17 protein-coding genes are annotated in these 14,636 nt (G+C 60.1%); 4 read left to right on the forward strand and 13 right to left on the reverse strand.

Annotation, left to right across the window (positions count from 1 at the left end; translation table 11 throughout):
• Positions 1–116 precede the first annotated feature (116 nt).
• The 4 genes from RCCGE510_RS17535 to RCCGE510_RS17550 form a co-directional block, all read right to left on the reverse strand.
• Positions 117–875, reverse strand: coding sequence for a SprT family zinc-dependent metalloprotease (locus tag RCCGE510_RS17535; RefSeq protein WP_007632089.1), 759 nt, complete (start codon positions 873–875; stop codon positions 117–119).
• Positions 876–961: 86 nt separating this feature from the next.
• Positions 962–1,396 (reverse strand): DUF2852 domain-containing protein, encoded by a 435-nt coding sequence (locus RCCGE510_RS17540; RefSeq protein ID WP_007632090.1) that lies wholly within the window; start codon positions 1,394–1,396, stop codon positions 962–964.
• Between the two features lie 145 nt (positions 1,397–1,541).
• Complete coding sequence (gene phaZ, locus RCCGE510_RS17545) at positions 1,542–2,819, reverse strand: polyhydroxyalkanoate depolymerase (RefSeq protein WP_007632091.1); 1,278 nt, start codon at positions 2,817–2,819, stop codon at positions 1,542–1,544.
• A gap of 205 nt (positions 2,820–3,024) precedes the next feature.
• Positions 3,025–3,867, reverse strand: coding sequence for a fumarylacetoacetate hydrolase family protein (locus RCCGE510_RS17550; RefSeq protein ID WP_007632092.1), 843 nt, complete (start codon positions 3,865–3,867; stop codon positions 3,025–3,027).
• Between the two features lie 344 nt (positions 3,868–4,211).
• Between RCCGE510_RS17550 and RCCGE510_RS17555 the strand changes: the two genes are divergently transcribed.
• Positions 4,212–4,496: a DUF2218 domain-containing protein gene (locus RCCGE510_RS17555; protein WP_037079144.1), complete on the forward strand. Its 285-nt coding sequence runs from the start codon at positions 4,212–4,214 to the stop codon at positions 4,494–4,496.
• A 45-nt stretch (positions 4,497–4,541) separates the two neighbouring features.
• Positions 4,542–5,141, forward strand: coding sequence for a nitroreductase family protein (locus RCCGE510_RS17560; protein WP_007632094.1), 600 nt, complete (start codon positions 4,542–4,544; stop codon positions 5,139–5,141).
• Positions 5,142–5,204: 63 nt separating this feature from the next.
• On the opposite strand, the gene gyrB is transcribed toward RCCGE510_RS17560, so the two are convergent.
• From gyrB to RCCGE510_RS17585, 5 genes are all read right to left on the reverse strand, one after another.
• On the reverse strand, positions 5,205–7,640 hold the full coding sequence (gene gyrB / locus RCCGE510_RS17565; RefSeq protein WP_007632095.1) for a DNA topoisomerase (ATP-hydrolyzing) subunit B: 2,436 nt from the start codon (positions 7,638–7,640) through the stop codon (positions 5,205–5,207).
• 135 nt (positions 7,641–7,775) lie between these two features.
• Entirely contained in the window at positions 7,776–8,153 is a 378-nt protein-coding gene (locus tag RCCGE510_RS17570; RefSeq protein WP_007632096.1) for a helix-turn-helix transcriptional regulator, read from the reverse strand.
• A complete protein-coding gene (locus tag RCCGE510_RS17575; protein WP_007632097.1) occupies positions 8,150–8,716 on the reverse strand; it encodes a Smr/MutS family protein in 567 nt (188 codons plus the stop codon). Before RCCGE510_RS17575 ends, RCCGE510_RS17570 begins: the two co-directional genes overlap by 4 nt.
• Positions 8,716–9,846, reverse strand: a complete 1,131-nt coding sequence (locus RCCGE510_RS17580) for a murein transglycosylase A (protein ID WP_007632098.1) — start codon at positions 9,844–9,846, stop codon at positions 8,716–8,718. Before RCCGE510_RS17580 ends, RCCGE510_RS17575 begins: the two co-directional genes overlap by 1 nt.
• Positions 9,839–10,543 carry a Tim44/TimA family putative adaptor protein gene (locus RCCGE510_RS17585; RefSeq protein ID WP_007632099.1) on the reverse strand — a complete coding sequence of 235 codons (705 nt, stop codon included), beginning with the start codon at positions 10,541–10,543 and terminating at the stop codon, positions 9,839–9,841. The genes RCCGE510_RS17580 and RCCGE510_RS17585 overlap by 8 nt, the downstream gene beginning before the upstream one ends.
• A gap of 131 nt (positions 10,544–10,674) precedes the next feature.
• On the opposite strand from RCCGE510_RS17585, the gene RCCGE510_RS17590 reads away from it, so the two are divergent.
• Complete coding sequence (locus RCCGE510_RS17590) at positions 10,675–11,181, forward strand: FxsA family protein (protein WP_037079147.1); 507 nt, start codon at positions 10,675–10,677, stop codon at positions 11,179–11,181.
• 101 nt (positions 11,182–11,282) lie between these two features.
• The gene (secB, locus tag RCCGE510_RS17595; protein WP_007632102.1) at positions 11,283–11,765 is read left to right on the forward strand and encodes a protein-export chaperone SecB; all 483 of its coding nucleotides are present in this window, start codon (positions 11,283–11,285) and stop codon (positions 11,763–11,765) included.
• An 81-nt stretch (positions 11,766–11,846) separates the two neighbouring features.
• Here secB and dnaQ read toward each other — a convergent pair whose 3' ends face one another.
• Genes dnaQ through RCCGE510_RS17615 form a run of 4 tightly spaced genes read right to left on the reverse strand, consistent with a single transcriptional unit; the run spans position 11,847 to position 14,622 of the window.
• Positions 11,847–12,569, reverse strand: a complete 723-nt coding sequence (gene dnaQ / locus RCCGE510_RS17600) for a DNA polymerase III subunit epsilon (protein ID WP_007632106.1) — start codon at positions 12,567–12,569, stop codon at positions 11,847–11,849.
• Positions 12,562–13,173, reverse strand: a complete 612-nt coding sequence (coaE, locus tag RCCGE510_RS17605) for a dephospho-CoA kinase (RefSeq protein ID WP_007632109.1) — start codon at positions 13,171–13,173, stop codon at positions 12,562–12,564. Before coaE ends, dnaQ begins: the two co-directional genes overlap by 8 nt.
• Positions 13,173–14,030: a shikimate dehydrogenase gene (locus tag RCCGE510_RS17610; RefSeq protein WP_007632111.1), complete on the reverse strand. Its 858-nt coding sequence runs from the start codon at positions 14,028–14,030 to the stop codon at positions 13,173–13,175. Before RCCGE510_RS17610 ends, coaE begins: the two co-directional genes overlap by 1 nt.
• Entirely contained in the window at positions 14,023–14,622 is a 600-nt protein-coding gene (locus RCCGE510_RS17615; protein WP_007632112.1) for a Maf-like protein, read from the reverse strand. The genes RCCGE510_RS17610 and RCCGE510_RS17615 overlap by 8 nt, the downstream gene beginning before the upstream one ends.
• Positions 14,623–14,636: the final 14 nt, after the last annotated feature.

Genomic DNA, 14,636 nt, shown 5'->3' on the forward strand with positions numbered 1-14,636 from the left:
GATCTTTCAGATTCGCTCCTCGCGCTTTAGCTCCTTGTTTTACGCATGTCGTTTGCGGCAAAAGCGCTTAGCGCTTTGTCCTGGCAAAACCGCTGCACACTTTTGCGCGACATGCTCTAGTCGAAATCAATGGCATGCAGCTGGCTGCCGTGCCGCTTCAACCAGGATTTTGCCTCCTCCATGCCCGGGCAAAGCTTGCGGCAGAGCGCCCAGAAGTGCGGGCCATGATTCATTTCCTTGAGGTGGGCGACTTCATGGGCGGCGAGATAATCGATCACCGAAGGCGGCGCCATGACGATACGCCAAGAAAAGCTCAGATTCCCCTCCGACGAGCACGAGCCCCAGCGGCTGCGGGTATCCTTCATCGAGATCGAGCGGATCGGCGCCCGGATCGTTCCGGCATGTATCGTCGCCAGCCTTACGAGGTCGGCGCGCGCCTCCTTCTTGAGAAAAGCCGCGATGCGCCGTCCGACATGTTCGGGCATGCCGCTGACGCGCAGCACCGGACCGCCGTCTATCAAAACCGCCTCCGTCAGCCCGCGTAAGCTGCCGCTATGCCGGATGCGATGGGAAACACCACGAAAGAGAATTTCGCCGCCGTCGCACAGGCCGGCATCGGTCGAAAACTTGGCAAGTTTGGTGAGCAGCCACCCCTGGTGCCGATCGAGAAAGGCATTGACCTCGCGCGCCGCAAGACCTTTCGGCACCGTCATCTTCAAAGCCCGGCCGCCTGGCTCTATGCGCAAGGTGATGCGCGTCGCCCGGTCATGCTGCTTGATGGTCAGCGGCATGAGCCGGCCAGCCACGTCCAGCGTCCGCGTTTCGGGCGGAGCCGGATTCCGGGCTTTCGGCCTTGTCTTCAGAAGCGAGAACATGGTTGTTTCTATCCGATTCGCCGTGGGAACGGACATAGAAAAACCGGCATCGGAAGATGCCGGTCATCAATTCAGCTTTCAGGCCATCATGGCGTCTGGTATTCGGCGACCGGGCCGTTGTCGTCGCGCTTGGCGTTCCTGCGGTCACGCATGAAGCGATCGAACTCATCCTGATCCTTGGCGCGGCGAAGTTCGCGCATATAGGCGTCGAATTCCTCGCGCATTTCATCGAGCTTGCGGCGCTCTTCCTCGATCCGGTCGATCTCGGCCTTGCGCCAGTCGTCGAAGGCGACGTTGCCAGTCGAGAAGTGCGGGCGGTGGCGGCCGTTCGGACGGCGGCAGGAGGCAAAGAAGCCATCGGTCGCCTGGTTGACGTCACGCTTGAAGCCGCGCAGACGGTCGCCGAAGATGATGTAGGCAAGCATGGCAAGACCCAGAGGCCAGAAAACCATGAAGCCGAGAATCATCAGGGCAATGGTAGCCGGAGTCCAATCCGGTCGAAGCAATGCTGACTGGTTCATCGTGCGGGTATCCCTCGCTTTCCGCGCCCGGCAGGATACCGGGTGCTGAAATCGATGTGGTTACCGCAACAACGGCCTTCAAGACGATTGCCCGCGAAATCGAACAAGGCCTTGAATCCGTTTTGCTAATTCAGCCGTTCCTGATTCAGGCGGTGCGGCCGCCCTTGATGACCCGGCGTACTGGGGTCTTTGAGACAGAACGGGAATGCTCCCGGACAAAATTAATGATGCGCGGCGCGATTTCGCGGCGGAACCGCGAGCCGTTGAAAACACCATAATGGCCGACATCCGGCTGCAGATAATGCATGCGCATATCTTCAGGAATGTTTACGCAGATGGTCTGCGCCGCCTCTGTCTGGCCGACCCCTGAGATATCGTCATTCTCACCCTCGACGGTCAGAAGCGCCACCTTGCGAATTGCCGCCGGATCGACGCGTTTGCCGCGATGCATCAGTTCGCCCTTCGGCAGTGAATGCTTGATGAAGACCTGCTCGACCGTCTGCAGGTAAAATTCGGCGGTCAGATCCATGACGGCGAGATATTCGTCGTAGAAATCGCGATGTCTTTCCGGTTCGCCGTCGTTCTTCACGAGATGCATGAAGAATTCCTTGTGGGCGACGAGATGACGGTCGAGATTCATCGACATGAAGCCCGAAAGCTGCAGAAATCCTGGATAGACCGGACGCATGAAGCCCGGCTGCGGCCAGGGCACGTTCATGACGACATTGTCGGAGAACCACTGCAGCGACCGCTCCTGGGCGAGCTTGTTGACCGCCGTCGGGTTGATGCGTGTGTCGATCGGGCCACCCATCAGCGTCATCGACGCTGGTGAAAGCGGATCATTGGCTTCCTCCATCACCGCAGCGGCGGCCAGCACCGGAACGGAAGGCTGACAGACGGCGATGACATGCGTGTCCTGACCGAGGAAATGCAGCATCTCAATGACATAGTCGACATAATCGTCGAAATCGAACGTGCCTTCGGTCATCGGCACCATGCGAGCGTCGATCCAGTCGGTAATGTAGACATCGGCGCTCGGCAGCAGCGCCTCCACCGTGCCGCGCAATAGCGTGGCGTAATGGCCGGACATCGGCGCGACGATCAGGATGCGCGGATCATTGCCGCGGGCGCGCGAATCGTTGCGGGCGAAATGCAGGAGATTGCAGAAGGGCCGCGACCAGACGATCTCTTCGCGGACGGCAACCGTCTGATCACCGATCGTCGTCTGCTTCAGCCCGAATTCCGGCTTCCCATAGCGTCGCGTCGTGCGTTCGAACATTTCGAGACTTGCCGCCACCGTGCGACCGAACGGCGTGTGGGAAAGCGGGTTGAGCGGATTGGCATAGGCAAACCGCATGATATCGGCCGCGGCGCGAAACGGCGCCATGGCGGCATGGTTCAATTCATAAAGCTGATAAAACATTGGAAGGCGCCACCTTTCTCTATCGAAAAGATGACGCCGATTGAGGGGCATCGGATCTTTCCGTTACGCGGGCACGTAACGCAGACTAACAGTTTTTTGTTGCACAGCAACATGGACGAACCAGACCCGCACAAGAAATGCCGGAGAATTGATCCCCGGCATCATAATCAACGTGAAAACTTAAGTTTCTCAGCACGAAGCGTCGTTAACGATCCGCTATGAAGGTCTGCTTCTGCGTGCCGAGACCTTCGATGCCGAGTTCGACCACGTCGCCGGCCTTGAGATAACGCGGCGGTTTGAGGCCCATGCCGACGCCCGGAGGCGTGCCGGTCGAGATCACGTCACCGGGATGCAGCGACATGAACTGGCTGAGATAAGAGACGAGGAAAGCAACGCCGTAAACCATCGTCTTCGATGAGCCGTTCTGCATCTTCTGGCCGTTGACCGTCAGCCACATGCCGAGGTTCTGCGGCTGCTGAATTTCGTCCTTGGTGACGAGCCACGGGCCGATCGGGCCAAAGGTGTCGCAGGATTTGCCCTTCGTCCATTGCCCGGACCGCTCGGTCTGGAAAGCGCGCTCGGACACGTCATTGGAGACGCAATAACCGGCAACGTAATCCAGTGCCTCCGCTTCCGTTACATATTTGGCAGTCTTGCCGATGACGACGCCCAGTTCGACTTCCCAATCGGTCTTTTCCGAACCGCGGGGAATGAGGACATCGTCGTTCGGTCCGACGATTGCCGATGTTGCTTTCATGAAGATGATCGGCTCGGGCGGAACGGTGGCGCCGGTTTCGGCAGCATGATCCGAATAATTCAAGCCGATGCAGATGAATTTGCCGGTGCCGGCGACGCAGGCGCCGATGCGGCCGGCGCCGAGTTCCGGAAGGCTCTTCGGATCGATCGCCGCTATTCTTGCCAGGCCTGCCGGCGTGATCGCCTCGCCGCCGATATCGGCGACGTGACCGGACAGATCGCGGATCTTGCCATCGGCATCGAGAAGTGCGGGTTTTTCATTGCCTGCTTTGCCAACACGCATCAGCTTCATGGAAATTCCTCCTCATCGAAAAACGGATTTGCAGCCACCTATGAACGAATTATTCACCGGTGTCATTACGGCTTTGCCGCGAAGCGGTACGGCTTTCGTTGAATTCGGAGCGATTTCGGCTCAAACCATATGAATCGCGCCATCATGCCCTAAAATTTCCGCAGGATCAGGACCGACGGGACCGATCTTTGGCGGGTCCTTGAACTACCGCTTGCTTTTTATGCATGTCGTAAGCCGCTTTTGTGACGGCAGTCTGTGCACCCAAACTGCGACGACGCTGCGCTTGCCAAGCCGATGACGCAGGAAATATGACTCCGCTATACGAAGATGACGTGGAGTTCGAAATGCATCTGTCGAAGGCCGTCGTGCGGACGCAACATGCAAGCCGCTACCTGCAGCAGCTCTGCAAACATTGGAGCCACAAGTCCAGTGTCGATTTCGATCCGCACAAAGGCCGGGTGCCGTTCAGCGATGCGGCCGAAGTGATGTTTGCCGCCGACGATGCGGCACTGACCATGACGCTATCCGTCGCCGATCCTTCGCAGCAGCAGAGGATGCAAGATGTCGTCGCCGATCATCTGAAGCGCTTTGCCTTCCGCGAAGAGCTCGACATCGACTGGATCGATTAGGTCGAGCCCCGATCTCAATTTTTGTCCCCAAACCTTGGAACAAGCATGACGAAAAGCAATAGCCGCGAATCCCAATATCCGATCGACCCGATGTTTCTCGATCGTTGGTCGCCGCGCGCCTTCACCGGCGAAAGCATTGAAGAGGCGCAGCTGCTCAGCTTGCTCGACGCCGCCCATTGGGCGCCGTCCTCGTCCAATCACCAGCCCTGGCGCTTCATCTATGCGCTTAAGGGTTCGGAGCATTGGGAGAAATTCCTGGCATTGCTCGTCGATGCCAACCAGGAATGGGCCAGGAATGCATCGGCGCTGATCTTCGTCGTGTCGCGCGCCTTCACCGGCGCTGCCGGTTCTGCTGAGGAAAAGCCGAGCTACACCCATTCCTTCGATGCAGGGGCTGCATGGGGGCATCTGGCGCTCCAGGCACGCCTATCCGGTTTCTATGCCCACGGCATGGGCGGCATCAAACATGAAGAAATCCGGCAGAGTTTCGCCATTCCCGAGGGATACCGGGTCGAAGCCGGCGTCGCCGTCGGCCGACTGGCCGACAAAAGCGTTCTTTCCGAACGCAATCAGGCGCGTGAATTCCCCAGCCAGCGTAAGCCGCTGTCCGAGGTCGCCTTCAACGGCCGTTTCATCGCGAGCTGAGCTAAGCACGAAAACGCAAAACCCGCCGTCTTCGGACGGCGAGTTTGCTTGTAAAAATAATAATCAGATATCGAGGTTTGCGACGCTTAGCGCGTTTTCCTGGATGAACTCGCGCCGCGGTTCGACTTCGTCACCCATTAACCGGGCGAAGAGGCCGTCGGCATCGGTGGCGTCGGGGACCTTGACCTGCAGCAGCGAGCGCACATTCGGATCAAGCGTCGTTTCCCAGAGCTGCTCGGCATTCATCTCGCCAAGACCCTTGTATCGCTGCATGGTCAGGCCCTTGCGGCCAGTGGCAAAGATTGCGTCGAGCAAGGCACGCGGGCCTGAGATCTCGACGTCGCCTTCGCGGCGGTGCAGCGATGGCGGCGTCTGGTAGATTTCCTTGAGACGCGAGGTCAGCTGGTCGATGTGCCGGGCATCCGAAGAGCCGATCAACGCCATATCGAGCACAACGATTTCCCTGACGCCGCGGACCATGCGTTCGAGGCGCAGACCGCCATCGCTGGCCAGATCGCCCTGCCAGCCGCGTTCGGTTTCCTCGGCGATGATGTCGAGACGGCTTGCGACCTCGCTCGTCAATGCCTGCGCTCGGGCCCGGTCGCTGACGAGTTCCGCATTGAGGGCACCGGCGATCGCTGCCTGTTCGACGGCGGAACGATTGTAACGCGAGTGGAGATTGTCGAGCAAAGCGCGCATGCGCAACGCATCAAGGATGACCTCGCGCAGATCCTGGCCGGTACGAACCTCGCCGCTGCCAAGTTTTAACGCCGCATCTTCCAGGCCCTGGCTGATCAGATATTCCTCCAGCGCCTTTTCATCCTTCAGATACTGCACCGACTTGCCGCGCGAGACCTTATAGAGCGGCGGCTGGGCGATGTAGAGATGGCCGCGCTCGATCAGTTCGGGCATCTGGCGGAAGAAAAATGTCAGCAGTAGGGTGCGGATATGGGCGCCGTCGACGTCAGCATCCGTCATGATGATGATCTTGTGGTAGCGCAGCTTTTCGACGTTGAACTCGTCCTTGCCGATGCCGGTGCCGAGCGCGGTGATCAGTGTGCCGATTTCCTGGCTCGACAGCATCTTGTCGAAACGGGCCCGCTCGACATTGAGGATCTTGCCGCGCAGCGGCAGAATCGCCTGGTTTTCGCGTGAGCGGCCCTGCTTGGCCGAGCCGCCGGCAGAATCGCCCTCGACGAGAAAGACTTCGGATTTTGTCGGATCACGCTCTGAGCAGTCGGCGAGCTTGCCGGGCAACGACGCGATGTCGAGTGCGCCCTTTCGGCGAGTCAATTCGCGGGCCTTGCGGGCCGCTTCGCGTGCGGCGGCTGCCTCGACGACCTTGCCGACGAGAATTTTGGCTTCGCTCGGATGCTCTTCGAACCAGGTGCTCAGCGCCTCGTTGACGAGACTTTCGACAACAGGGCGGACTTCCGAGGAAACCAGCTTATCCTTGGTCTGCGACGAGAATTTCGGATCGGGCACCTTGACCGACAGCACCGCCGTCAGCCCTTCGCGGCAATCCTCGCCCTGTAGCGTCACCTTTTCCCTTTTGGTGATGCCGGAACTGTCGGCGTAGGATACGACCTGGCGCGTCAAAGCCGCCCGGAAACCGGCCATATGGGTGCCGCCGTCGCGCTGGGGGATGTTGTTGGTGAAGCAGAGCACGTTCTCGTGATAGCTGTCGTTCCACCACATCGCGACTTCGACGGTGATGCCGTCCTTTTCGCCATGGATGGCAACCGGCTTGTCGACCAGCGACTTCTTGGCGCGGTCGAGATAGGCCACGAAAGCCTCGAGGCCGCCGTCATAACGCAGCTCTTCCTGCTTGATATCGGAATGGCGCTTGTCGGTCAGCAGAATACGCACGCCTGAATTCAGGAAGGCGAGCTCGCGAAGACGATGCTCCAGCGTGCCGTAATCGAACTCCGTCATCGTGAAGGTGCCGGTGCTCGGCATGAAGCTCACTTCCGTGCCGGTCTCATTGGGCGCTTCGCCGGTGACCTTGAGCGGCGCATCGGCCACGCCATGGGTGAAGCTCATTTCATGGATCTTGTCGTGGCGGCGGATCTTCAGCTTCAGCCAGACGGACAGCGCGTTGACGACCGAGACGCCGACGCCGTGCAGGCCGCCGGAAACCTTGTAGGAATTCTGGTCGAATTTGCCGCCGGCATGGAGCTGCGTCATGATGACTTCGGCCGCCGATACGCCTTCGCCGGTATGAATGTCCGTCGGGATGCCGCGGCCGTTATCGGTGACCGTTACCGAGCCATCCGGATTGAGCGTGACGGTGACGATGTCGGCATGGCCGGCAAGCGCCTCGTCGATCGCGTTATCGACGACTTCATAGACCATGTGATGAAGGCCGGAGCCATCGTCGGTATCGCCGATATACATGCCGGGACGCTTGCGCACCGCATCGAGGCCCTTCAGAACCTTGATGGAATCTGCGCCATATTCGGTGCTTACGCCGTTTTCCGTCGCGGATGTATCGCTCATTCTGTCGAGATTTTCCCTGTTGTCGTAAAGCTGCGGCGCGCCTTGCGAATCACCGGCTTTCTTCACTTTCGTATATAGGTTTTTTGAACCCACTTCCCAATGGCAAGCCCCCAAAACAAGGCATAAAACAGGGGATTATGACGCTTTTCCGTCGCCTTTGCCGTCATTTTCGAGAAGAGCCGATAGCCGGCCTATCTCTGCACTGTCAAGGTTGCGAATCCGCCGCGCCAGTCGGTTGGCAAATTCGGTATATTCCGGAGGCAGGCCGGAGGTGTCGATCACCACGCGCGGGTCGGACGAGCGGGCGAGCAGAAACAGTTCCTCGGCTTCATCCCAGATGATGTTGAAATAACCGGCGATGCGCTGCAGCAGATCGAATGTCGGCAGACCGCGCTTCCCATGTTCGAGCGCCGAGAGATAGGCGGGAGAAACATTCAACGCTTCCGCCATCTCCTTCTGCGAGACACCCTTGCGCGCTCTCAGCCGGCGAACCGCCTCCCCAAACGGAGTCATGGTCTTTCCCCATGCCGCCGCGACAGGCGAATGTAGAGCGCGCCCTCACCGCCATGATGCTGTGCGGCCGCCTCATAGGACGAGATCAGGTAGCGGAACTCCGGCTTCGAGAACCAGAGGGGCACGGCTCGCTTCAGGGCGCCGGCGCTGCCCATAGAACTGCCTTTACCGGTGATGACCAGGACATGACGCATGCCGCGCTCGTGGGCGCGGATCAGGAAATCGAGAAGGATGACATGGGCCTCGCTCTGCACCAGCCCATGCAGATCGATCCGCGCTTCGAGCGCCAGCCGGCCCTTGGCGATCTTGCGCTTGACCGGCTTTTCCAGCGGATGGTGCACCCCGGCCGGCGGTTTCGACGTCAGTGGTACCGTCGGCTGCGGCGGCATGGGCGGGGTGGGTGTCTGTTTTTGCTGTTCCCGTTCAGACGCTGCTTCGGCTTCGGCAAGAAACGCATCGAGCTCGGTCAAGTCACCAGCCTTGCCGGGCATCGGGCGCGTGCTGCGGGCAACCTTGCCCCAGAGGATCCTCTCATCCGCGCTGAGTTTGCGATCCTTGGCCATCAGTCGAATCTTCCGGCGGCGGCCTTGGGAATAAGGATGGCGAAGTCAGCATCGTTGCGGACGGTGCCGGCCCTTTCTCCCGCCATATCCCCTGAGCCGGTGAAGATATCGCCGCGGGCCGGCCCGACGATTGCCGAGCCGGTGTCGAGCGCCAGCATCAGCCGGCGGAAGGGCCGACCCTGGCCGAGAGGGGTGTCGAGATGGGTCAGGCTTTCGGCGCGGATGAAAAAGGGAAAGCCGAACGTATGGATCATCCGGTCGACGGCAAGCGAGCGCCCGGCGAGAAGCGGCACCTTGGCGGCTGCGATTGGACCTGTCTCAGGATCGGCAACGGGCGCTTCGCGAAAGAAGATGTAAGAGCGGTTATGCCACAGCACTTCGTCGACGCGCTTAGGATTGCGCGCCAGCCAGGCCCGGATCGTCTGCATCGAGATGTCGGCGCGATCAATCTCGCCTCGGTCGATCAGCAGCTTGCCGATCGCCGAGAAGGGATGGCCGGCCTTTGCCGCATAGGTGATGCGGCCGATACGGCCATCGCCGTAACGCAAGCGGGCTGCACCCTGCACATGCACGAAGAAGACATCGACCTTCGACTTCGCCCAGGCGATTTCCAGGCCGCGGCCGTCGAGGATACCTTGATCGATGGCGCAGCGGTCCGGATAGGCGGTGATGCGACCCTCCTGCAGACGGCCGAAAGCATAGGACCTGTCGAGCCCGGCGGGGCGATTGCTGTCGTCGAGATCGACCAGGTCGTCCGGGCGCCGGTAGAAAGGGAAACGGAAAACCGCGTCCGGCCGCTCCGACACCTCGATATCAGGTTCGTAGAACGCGGTGACGAAACCGGAATTGCCATCGCTGCGGCGGATCAGGAAGGGCCGACAATGGGTCTCGAAAAAGGCGCGCGCCGATAAGGGCGATGACGGCGTGAAATCTTCGGCGGCCACCAGCAGCGGAAGCAGGTCTTCCGAGCTCAGGCCAAGCGAACCGGTGCGGTAGGGTTTGACATCGGTGATCTGCCGCCGGCAGCTTCGCATGACTTCAAAAAGGCCGGAAGGATCATCATCCTTCCAGCCTTCCAAATTGTCGAAGCTTATGGCCTGCAGGACGAAGTCCGATGCGTGGTCACTCATGTTCCGATTCGGTCGCCACGAGTTTCCAGTTCGGATCGCGCGAGCGGGTGTCGCGGGCGAAGGTCCAGAGGTCGTTGACCTCGGCGACGTTTTCGGCGTCGCCTTCGATCAGCACGTCCGCCTTGTCGTAGGTGGCCGATATCAGCTGGCTGATGATACGAACGGTGATCTGTGCTTCGCTGCCCTTCGTCTCCGCATGGGTGAGTTCGGCCTTGTCGATGCCGACGAAGGTGGACTTGACCTTCTCGCCCCGCGCTTCGCGCTCGCCGATCGCCGCATCGAACCCCTCATAGACTTCGCGGGACAATAAGTTTTTCAGCGTTTTCCGGTCGCCATCCGCAAAGGCCATGACGATCATTTCGTAAGCCATGCGGGCGCCGTTGAGAAATTCCTTCGGGCTGAAGGCGGGATCGGCCTTGTTCAGCGCGCGAAGCGATTCGTTGAGCGGTGTTCCGGGTGCGGCGAAGGCGTCGATGGCGGCGAAGCGATCCTCATCCTCCGTCGTCGCGTCGCGGCGCGGCAGCGTCACAACCTTGCCGGCATCGGCGGCTTCGGCCGGAGCCGCATCCCGCGGCGTATAGAGATCGCGCGGCGGCTTCTCATTTCCTGTGCGGCGCCCGAGCACGGCGCGGAGCTGAAAGAAAATCAGCACAGCCGCCACCAGGAAGAATAATGTGATGAAGTCGTTCGAACTCATATCGTATCGCAGCCACCGTTAACATCTCTGATTTGTACTCCCATATAGTCTGCCTATACAGATGATTCAAATGATGGCTGGCATCTTCGCCAGCGCCAAGAGGAGACCGGCAGGCCCGGGACATGACGACCATGCGTTTTTCGATCCTGCCAGCTTTCATTCTGCTGCTGCCACTCGCCGAAATTGCCGGTTTCGTCGTCGTCGGCCGGGCAATCGGATTGTGGCTGACGCTCGCGCTCGTGATGCTGGGCGTCGTTCTCGGGATGGCGCTGCTGCGCCGGCAGGGCATCGGTATTTTGCGCCGCATGTCAAGCGAAGGACGAAACGGAGTGATGCCGGGCCGCGACCTGTTGCGGCCGGCGATGAACGTCATCGCCTCGCTGCTGCTGATCGTCCCCGGCTTCCTCACCGATATCATCGCGATCCTTATTCTCATCCCGCCGGTGCGCGAGTTCGTCTGGCGGGCGATCGCCAAACGCTTCGTGGTCGTCAATGCCAAGGGAGGTTTTTCCACTGGTCCGCAACCCGATTTCCGCGACCGCAAGCCGAACTCGAAGGTGGTCGATCTCGACGACGAGGACTATCATCGGGAGCCGAACCGCAACTCGCCGTGGTCCGGCAAACATCTCGGCGATTGAGGCGCTTCGGCCGATCAACCGCGGCAGGCGCCCAGGGTTGTAAGCCCCTCCCTGAAATGTTAGATGGCGGCACCATTCCCATGCCCCTCGAGGAAAAGCCAATGGCAGACGATAACAACAGCAACGGTGCGGCCAGCCCCACCCTTTCGATCCTTGCGCAATATACCAAGGATCTCTCCTTCGAAAATCCGGGTGCGCCGCGTTCTCTGCAGGCCCGCGACAAGGCCCCGACGATCAACATCAATGTGAACGTCAACGCCAACCCGCTTTCGGATACGGATTTCGATGTCGTGCTGTCGCTGAATGCCGAAGCCAAGGACGGCGACAAGACGGTTTTCCATACCGAACTCACCTATGGCGGCGTTTTCCGCGTTGCCGGTTTCCCGCAGGAACATATGCTGCCGGTTCTCTTCATCGAGTGCCCGCGCATGCTCTTCCCCTTTGCCCGCCAGATCATCGCCGACGTCACCCGCAACGGTGGTTTCCCGCCACTGATGATCGACCCGATCGACTTCACGCAGATGTTTGCCCAGCGCGTTGCCGAAGAACAGGCCCGCGCCAAGGTTGAAGCCGTTCCGAACTGAGCGGATCTTTCGTCTTGAAAATGTGAATGCCCGGGCTGGTCCCGGGCATTTTCAATTGCGGCTGGTTCAATTGCGACTGGTTTAATTGAGGTTGGCGTATTTCGCCCAGATGCTTTTTTCACCGAGCTTGGCGACGAGCGCCCCATGCGCCTGCTCCTCGGTCTGGCTGAGGCGGGTGCCAAGCGGGCGGGGCCGCTCCAGCACTCCGGCAATCACCACATCGTCTTCCTCGGCCATATCGCCACGACCGTTCTGACCTGATGTCGCGCCCATGCTCAGGCCGAAAGCTGCCTGCCTGCCGCCGATCATTTCGATATAAACTTCGGCAAGCAGTTCGGAGTCGAGCAGCGCGCCGTGTTTGGTGCGGTGCGAATTATCGATGCCGTAGCGCCGGCAGAGCGCGTCGAGCGAATTCGGTCCCATCGGATGTTTGCGCCGCGCCATCGACAGGGTATCGACGACCCGCTCCGGCAGGATTGGCGGCAAACCGATCCGCGCCAATTCGGCATTGATGAAACCCATATCGAAGGTGGCGTTGTGGGCAATCCACTTCGCATCGCCGAAGAAGGTAAGGATTTCTTCGGCGACCTCCGCGAAAGGCTGCTTGTCCTTCAGGAATTCATCGGTGATGCCGTGCACGGCGAGCGCATCCGGGTGAACCTTCTGATCGCCGGGATTGATGAAGATATGGATGACATTGCCCGTGGGGAAATGGTTGAACAGCTCGATGCCGCCAATTTCGATGATACGGTCGGCGCGGCTGTCGAGACCGGTGGTTTCCGTATCGAAGATGATCTCACGCATTCCGGAAATCTCCCTTGGCAATCCGCGTTTTCAGGTCGGCGATAATCTCTAGCACCCGTTCCTTGGTCTCCGCGATCCTCTGGCTGCTGTCGATCAGATAATCCGCCCGGCGCCGTTTTTCCGCGTCCGGCGTCTGGCGTGAGAGAATCATCTCGAATTTTTCCTCGGTCATGCCTTCGCGCGCAAGCACCCTCTCGCGTTGAATCTGTGGACTGGCGCTGACGACGACGACGACATCCACTCTTTTCTCGGCGCCGGTTTCGAAGAGCAAAGGAATATCGAGCAATACCATCTCCGCGCCGGCAGCGCGCTGCCGCGCCAGAAATTCCGCCTCGCGTTTGCGAACCAGCGGATGGACGATCGCTTCCAAGCGTTTGAAGCCATCCGGATCGAGGGCAAGCTGGCGGCCGAGTTCATGTCGGTCGACCGCGCCATCCTTCATCGTTCCGGGAAAAGCGGCATCCACTCGCGGTGCGGCCTCGCCGGTATAGAGATCGTGGACCACCGCATCAGAATCATTCAACGGGATTCCCGCTTCGGCGAAGAGCTTTGCCGCCGTCGATTTTCCCATGGCGATAGAGCCGGTAAGACCGATCGTCAGCATCAGTGGGCTTCCATATCGGCGATGATGAGTGCACGCAGTGCCGCGTCGACGACGGGACGCCGGCCGAACCATTTCTCGAAGCCGGGCACCGCTTGATGCAGCAGCATGCCGAGACCATCGACGATGGGAAATCCCTGCTCTTCCGCCTGTGCCAGGAGCGGCGTCTTCAAAGGGACATAGACGATGTCGGTCACGACGGCGTCGGCTGCAAGCGGCGTGAAATCGAGTTGCGGCGCCGGCTCGCCGTCCATGCCGAGCGAGGTGGTATTGATGAAGAGGCCGGCACTCTTCATGACTTCCGTCAGTGCTGCCGCCGGATGGGCGTAAACCTTCGGGCCAAAACGATCCGCCAGTTCACGCGCCCGTTCGACGGTGCGGTTGACGACGTGGATTTCTCTGAAACCACGATCACGGACCGCCTGGATGATCGCCCGGCTGGCGCCGCCGGCGCCAAAGACGACCGCCGTGTCATGCCGGTCCCAGCCCGGATGGCGTTCGTCGAGATTGGCGATAAAGCCGCGACCGTCGGTGTTCGTCGCGTGCAGGGCGCCATCCTCCAGCCAAAGCGTGTTTGCGGCGCCGAGCTCGCGCGACAGCGCGTCGGGTTTGTCGGCAAGCCGGAACGCCAGCTCCTTGTGGGGAATGGTGACATTGCCTCCGGCAAAGCCCGAACTGCCATCCTTCATCGTGGCAATGAAATCGGCAAAGGCCTCGGGTGCTACTTCATGCGCGCGGTAGCTGCCTGGCAGGCCGAGCGTCTTCAGCCAATATCCGTGGATCAACGGCGAGCGCGAATGCTTGATGGGAAAACCGGTGACAAACGCTTTCGGCCCGAATGTTTCACGTGAATCACCCATCGATCGCTCCGAGGTCTCGCAATTTTTTTAAGAGCGGCAGCATCGGCAGGCCGAGAATGGTGAAATAATCCCCCTCGATTTTCTCGAACAGCTGAATGCCCTCCCCCTCCAACTGATAGGCGCCGACGCTGGAAAGCGCTCTGTCGCCGACCCGCACCAAATGCCTGGCGATGAAATCTACCGTCAAGGGCCGCATCGTCAGCTCCGCCTGGGCGAGATGTTGCCACAAGACGACGCCATTGCTGACGATCGCGACAGCACTGTTCAACCGGTGGGTCACGCCGGAAAGGGCCTCAAGGTGGTTGGCAGCGTCGGCAATATTCCGCGGCTTGTGGAAGACGCGGTCGCCGAGCGACATCGTTTGATCCGAACCGATGACCAGCCTTTCCGGAAAACGGCTGCTGACGTCCTCGGCCTTGGCCTTGGCCAGGACAAGAGCCACTACATCCGGCTTGGCGCCGGCTTCTTCCAATGGCGCTTCGACCGCCCGTTCATCGATGCCTGCGGCATGCGCCTCGAACGATAGGCCGGCATTTTCCATCAGCATCCGCCGAAAGGGGCTCGACGATGCAAGGATGAGTTTCTGCGTCATGGGTTCCTCGGAGT

This window comes from Rhizobium sp. CCGE 510 (assembly GCF_000292525.1).
GTDB lineage: Bacteria > Pseudomonadota > Alphaproteobacteria > Rhizobiales > Rhizobiaceae > Rhizobium.

Coding starts and splice junctions, on each gene's coding strand:
- coaE (WP_007632109.1), bottom strand. CDS start 13,173: ATGCTGACGATCGGTCTTACCGGCTCTATCGCCATGGGAAAATCGACG.
- RCCGE510_RS17580 (WP_007632098.1), bottom strand. CDS start 9,846: ATGAGTGACCACGCATCGGACTTCGTCCTGCAGGCCATAAGCTTCGAC.
- RCCGE510_RS17555 (WP_037079144.1), top strand. CDS start 4,212: ATGCATCTGTCGAAGGCCGTCGTGCGGACGCAACATGCAAGCCGCTAC.
- RCCGE510_RS17610 (WP_007632111.1), bottom strand. CDS start 14,030: ATGGGTGATTCACGTGAAACATTCGGGCCGAAAGCGTTTGTCACCGGT.
- RCCGE510_RS17575 (WP_007632097.1), bottom strand. CDS start 8,716: ATGGCCAAGGATCGCAAACTCAGCGCGGATGAGAGGATCCTCTGGGGC.
- RCCGE510_RS17560 (WP_007632094.1), top strand. CDS start 4,542: ATGACGAAAAGCAATAGCCGCGAATCCCAATATCCGATCGACCCGATG.
- RCCGE510_RS17590 (WP_037079147.1), top strand. CDS start 10,675: ATGCGTTTTTCGATCCTGCCAGCTTTCATTCTGCTGCTGCCACTCGCC.
- RCCGE510_RS17535 (WP_007632089.1), bottom strand. CDS start 875: ATGTTCTCGCTTCTGAAGACAAGGCCGAAAGCCCGGAATCCGGCTCCG.
- RCCGE510_RS17550 (WP_007632092.1), bottom strand. CDS start 3,867: ATGAAGCTGATGCGTGTTGGCAAAGCAGGCAATGAAAAACCCGCACTT.
- RCCGE510_RS17570 (WP_007632096.1), bottom strand. CDS start 8,153: ATGACTCCGTTTGGGGAGGCGGTTCGCCGGCTGAGAGCGCGCAAGGGT.
- phaZ (WP_007632091.1), bottom strand. CDS start 2,819: ATGTTTTATCAGCTTTATGAATTGAACCATGCCGCCATGGCGCCGTTT.
- gyrB (WP_007632095.1), bottom strand. CDS start 7,640: ATGAGCGATACATCCGCGACGGAAAACGGCGTAAGCACCGAATATGGC.
- RCCGE510_RS17540 (WP_007632090.1), bottom strand. CDS start 1,396: ATGAACCAGTCAGCATTGCTTCGACCGGATTGGACTCCGGCTACCATT.
- dnaQ (WP_007632106.1), bottom strand. CDS start 12,569: ATGCGTGAGATCATCTTCGATACGGAAACCACCGGTCTCGACAGCCGC.
- RCCGE510_RS17585 (WP_007632099.1), bottom strand. CDS start 10,543: ATGAGTTCGAACGACTTCATCACATTATTCTTCCTGGTGGCGGCTGTG.
- RCCGE510_RS17615 (WP_007632112.1), bottom strand. CDS start 14,622: ATGACGCAGAAACTCATCCTTGCATCGTCGAGCCCCTTTCGGCGGATG.
- secB (WP_007632102.1), top strand. CDS start 11,283: ATGGCAGACGATAACAACAGCAACGGTGCGGCCAGCCCCACCCTTTCG.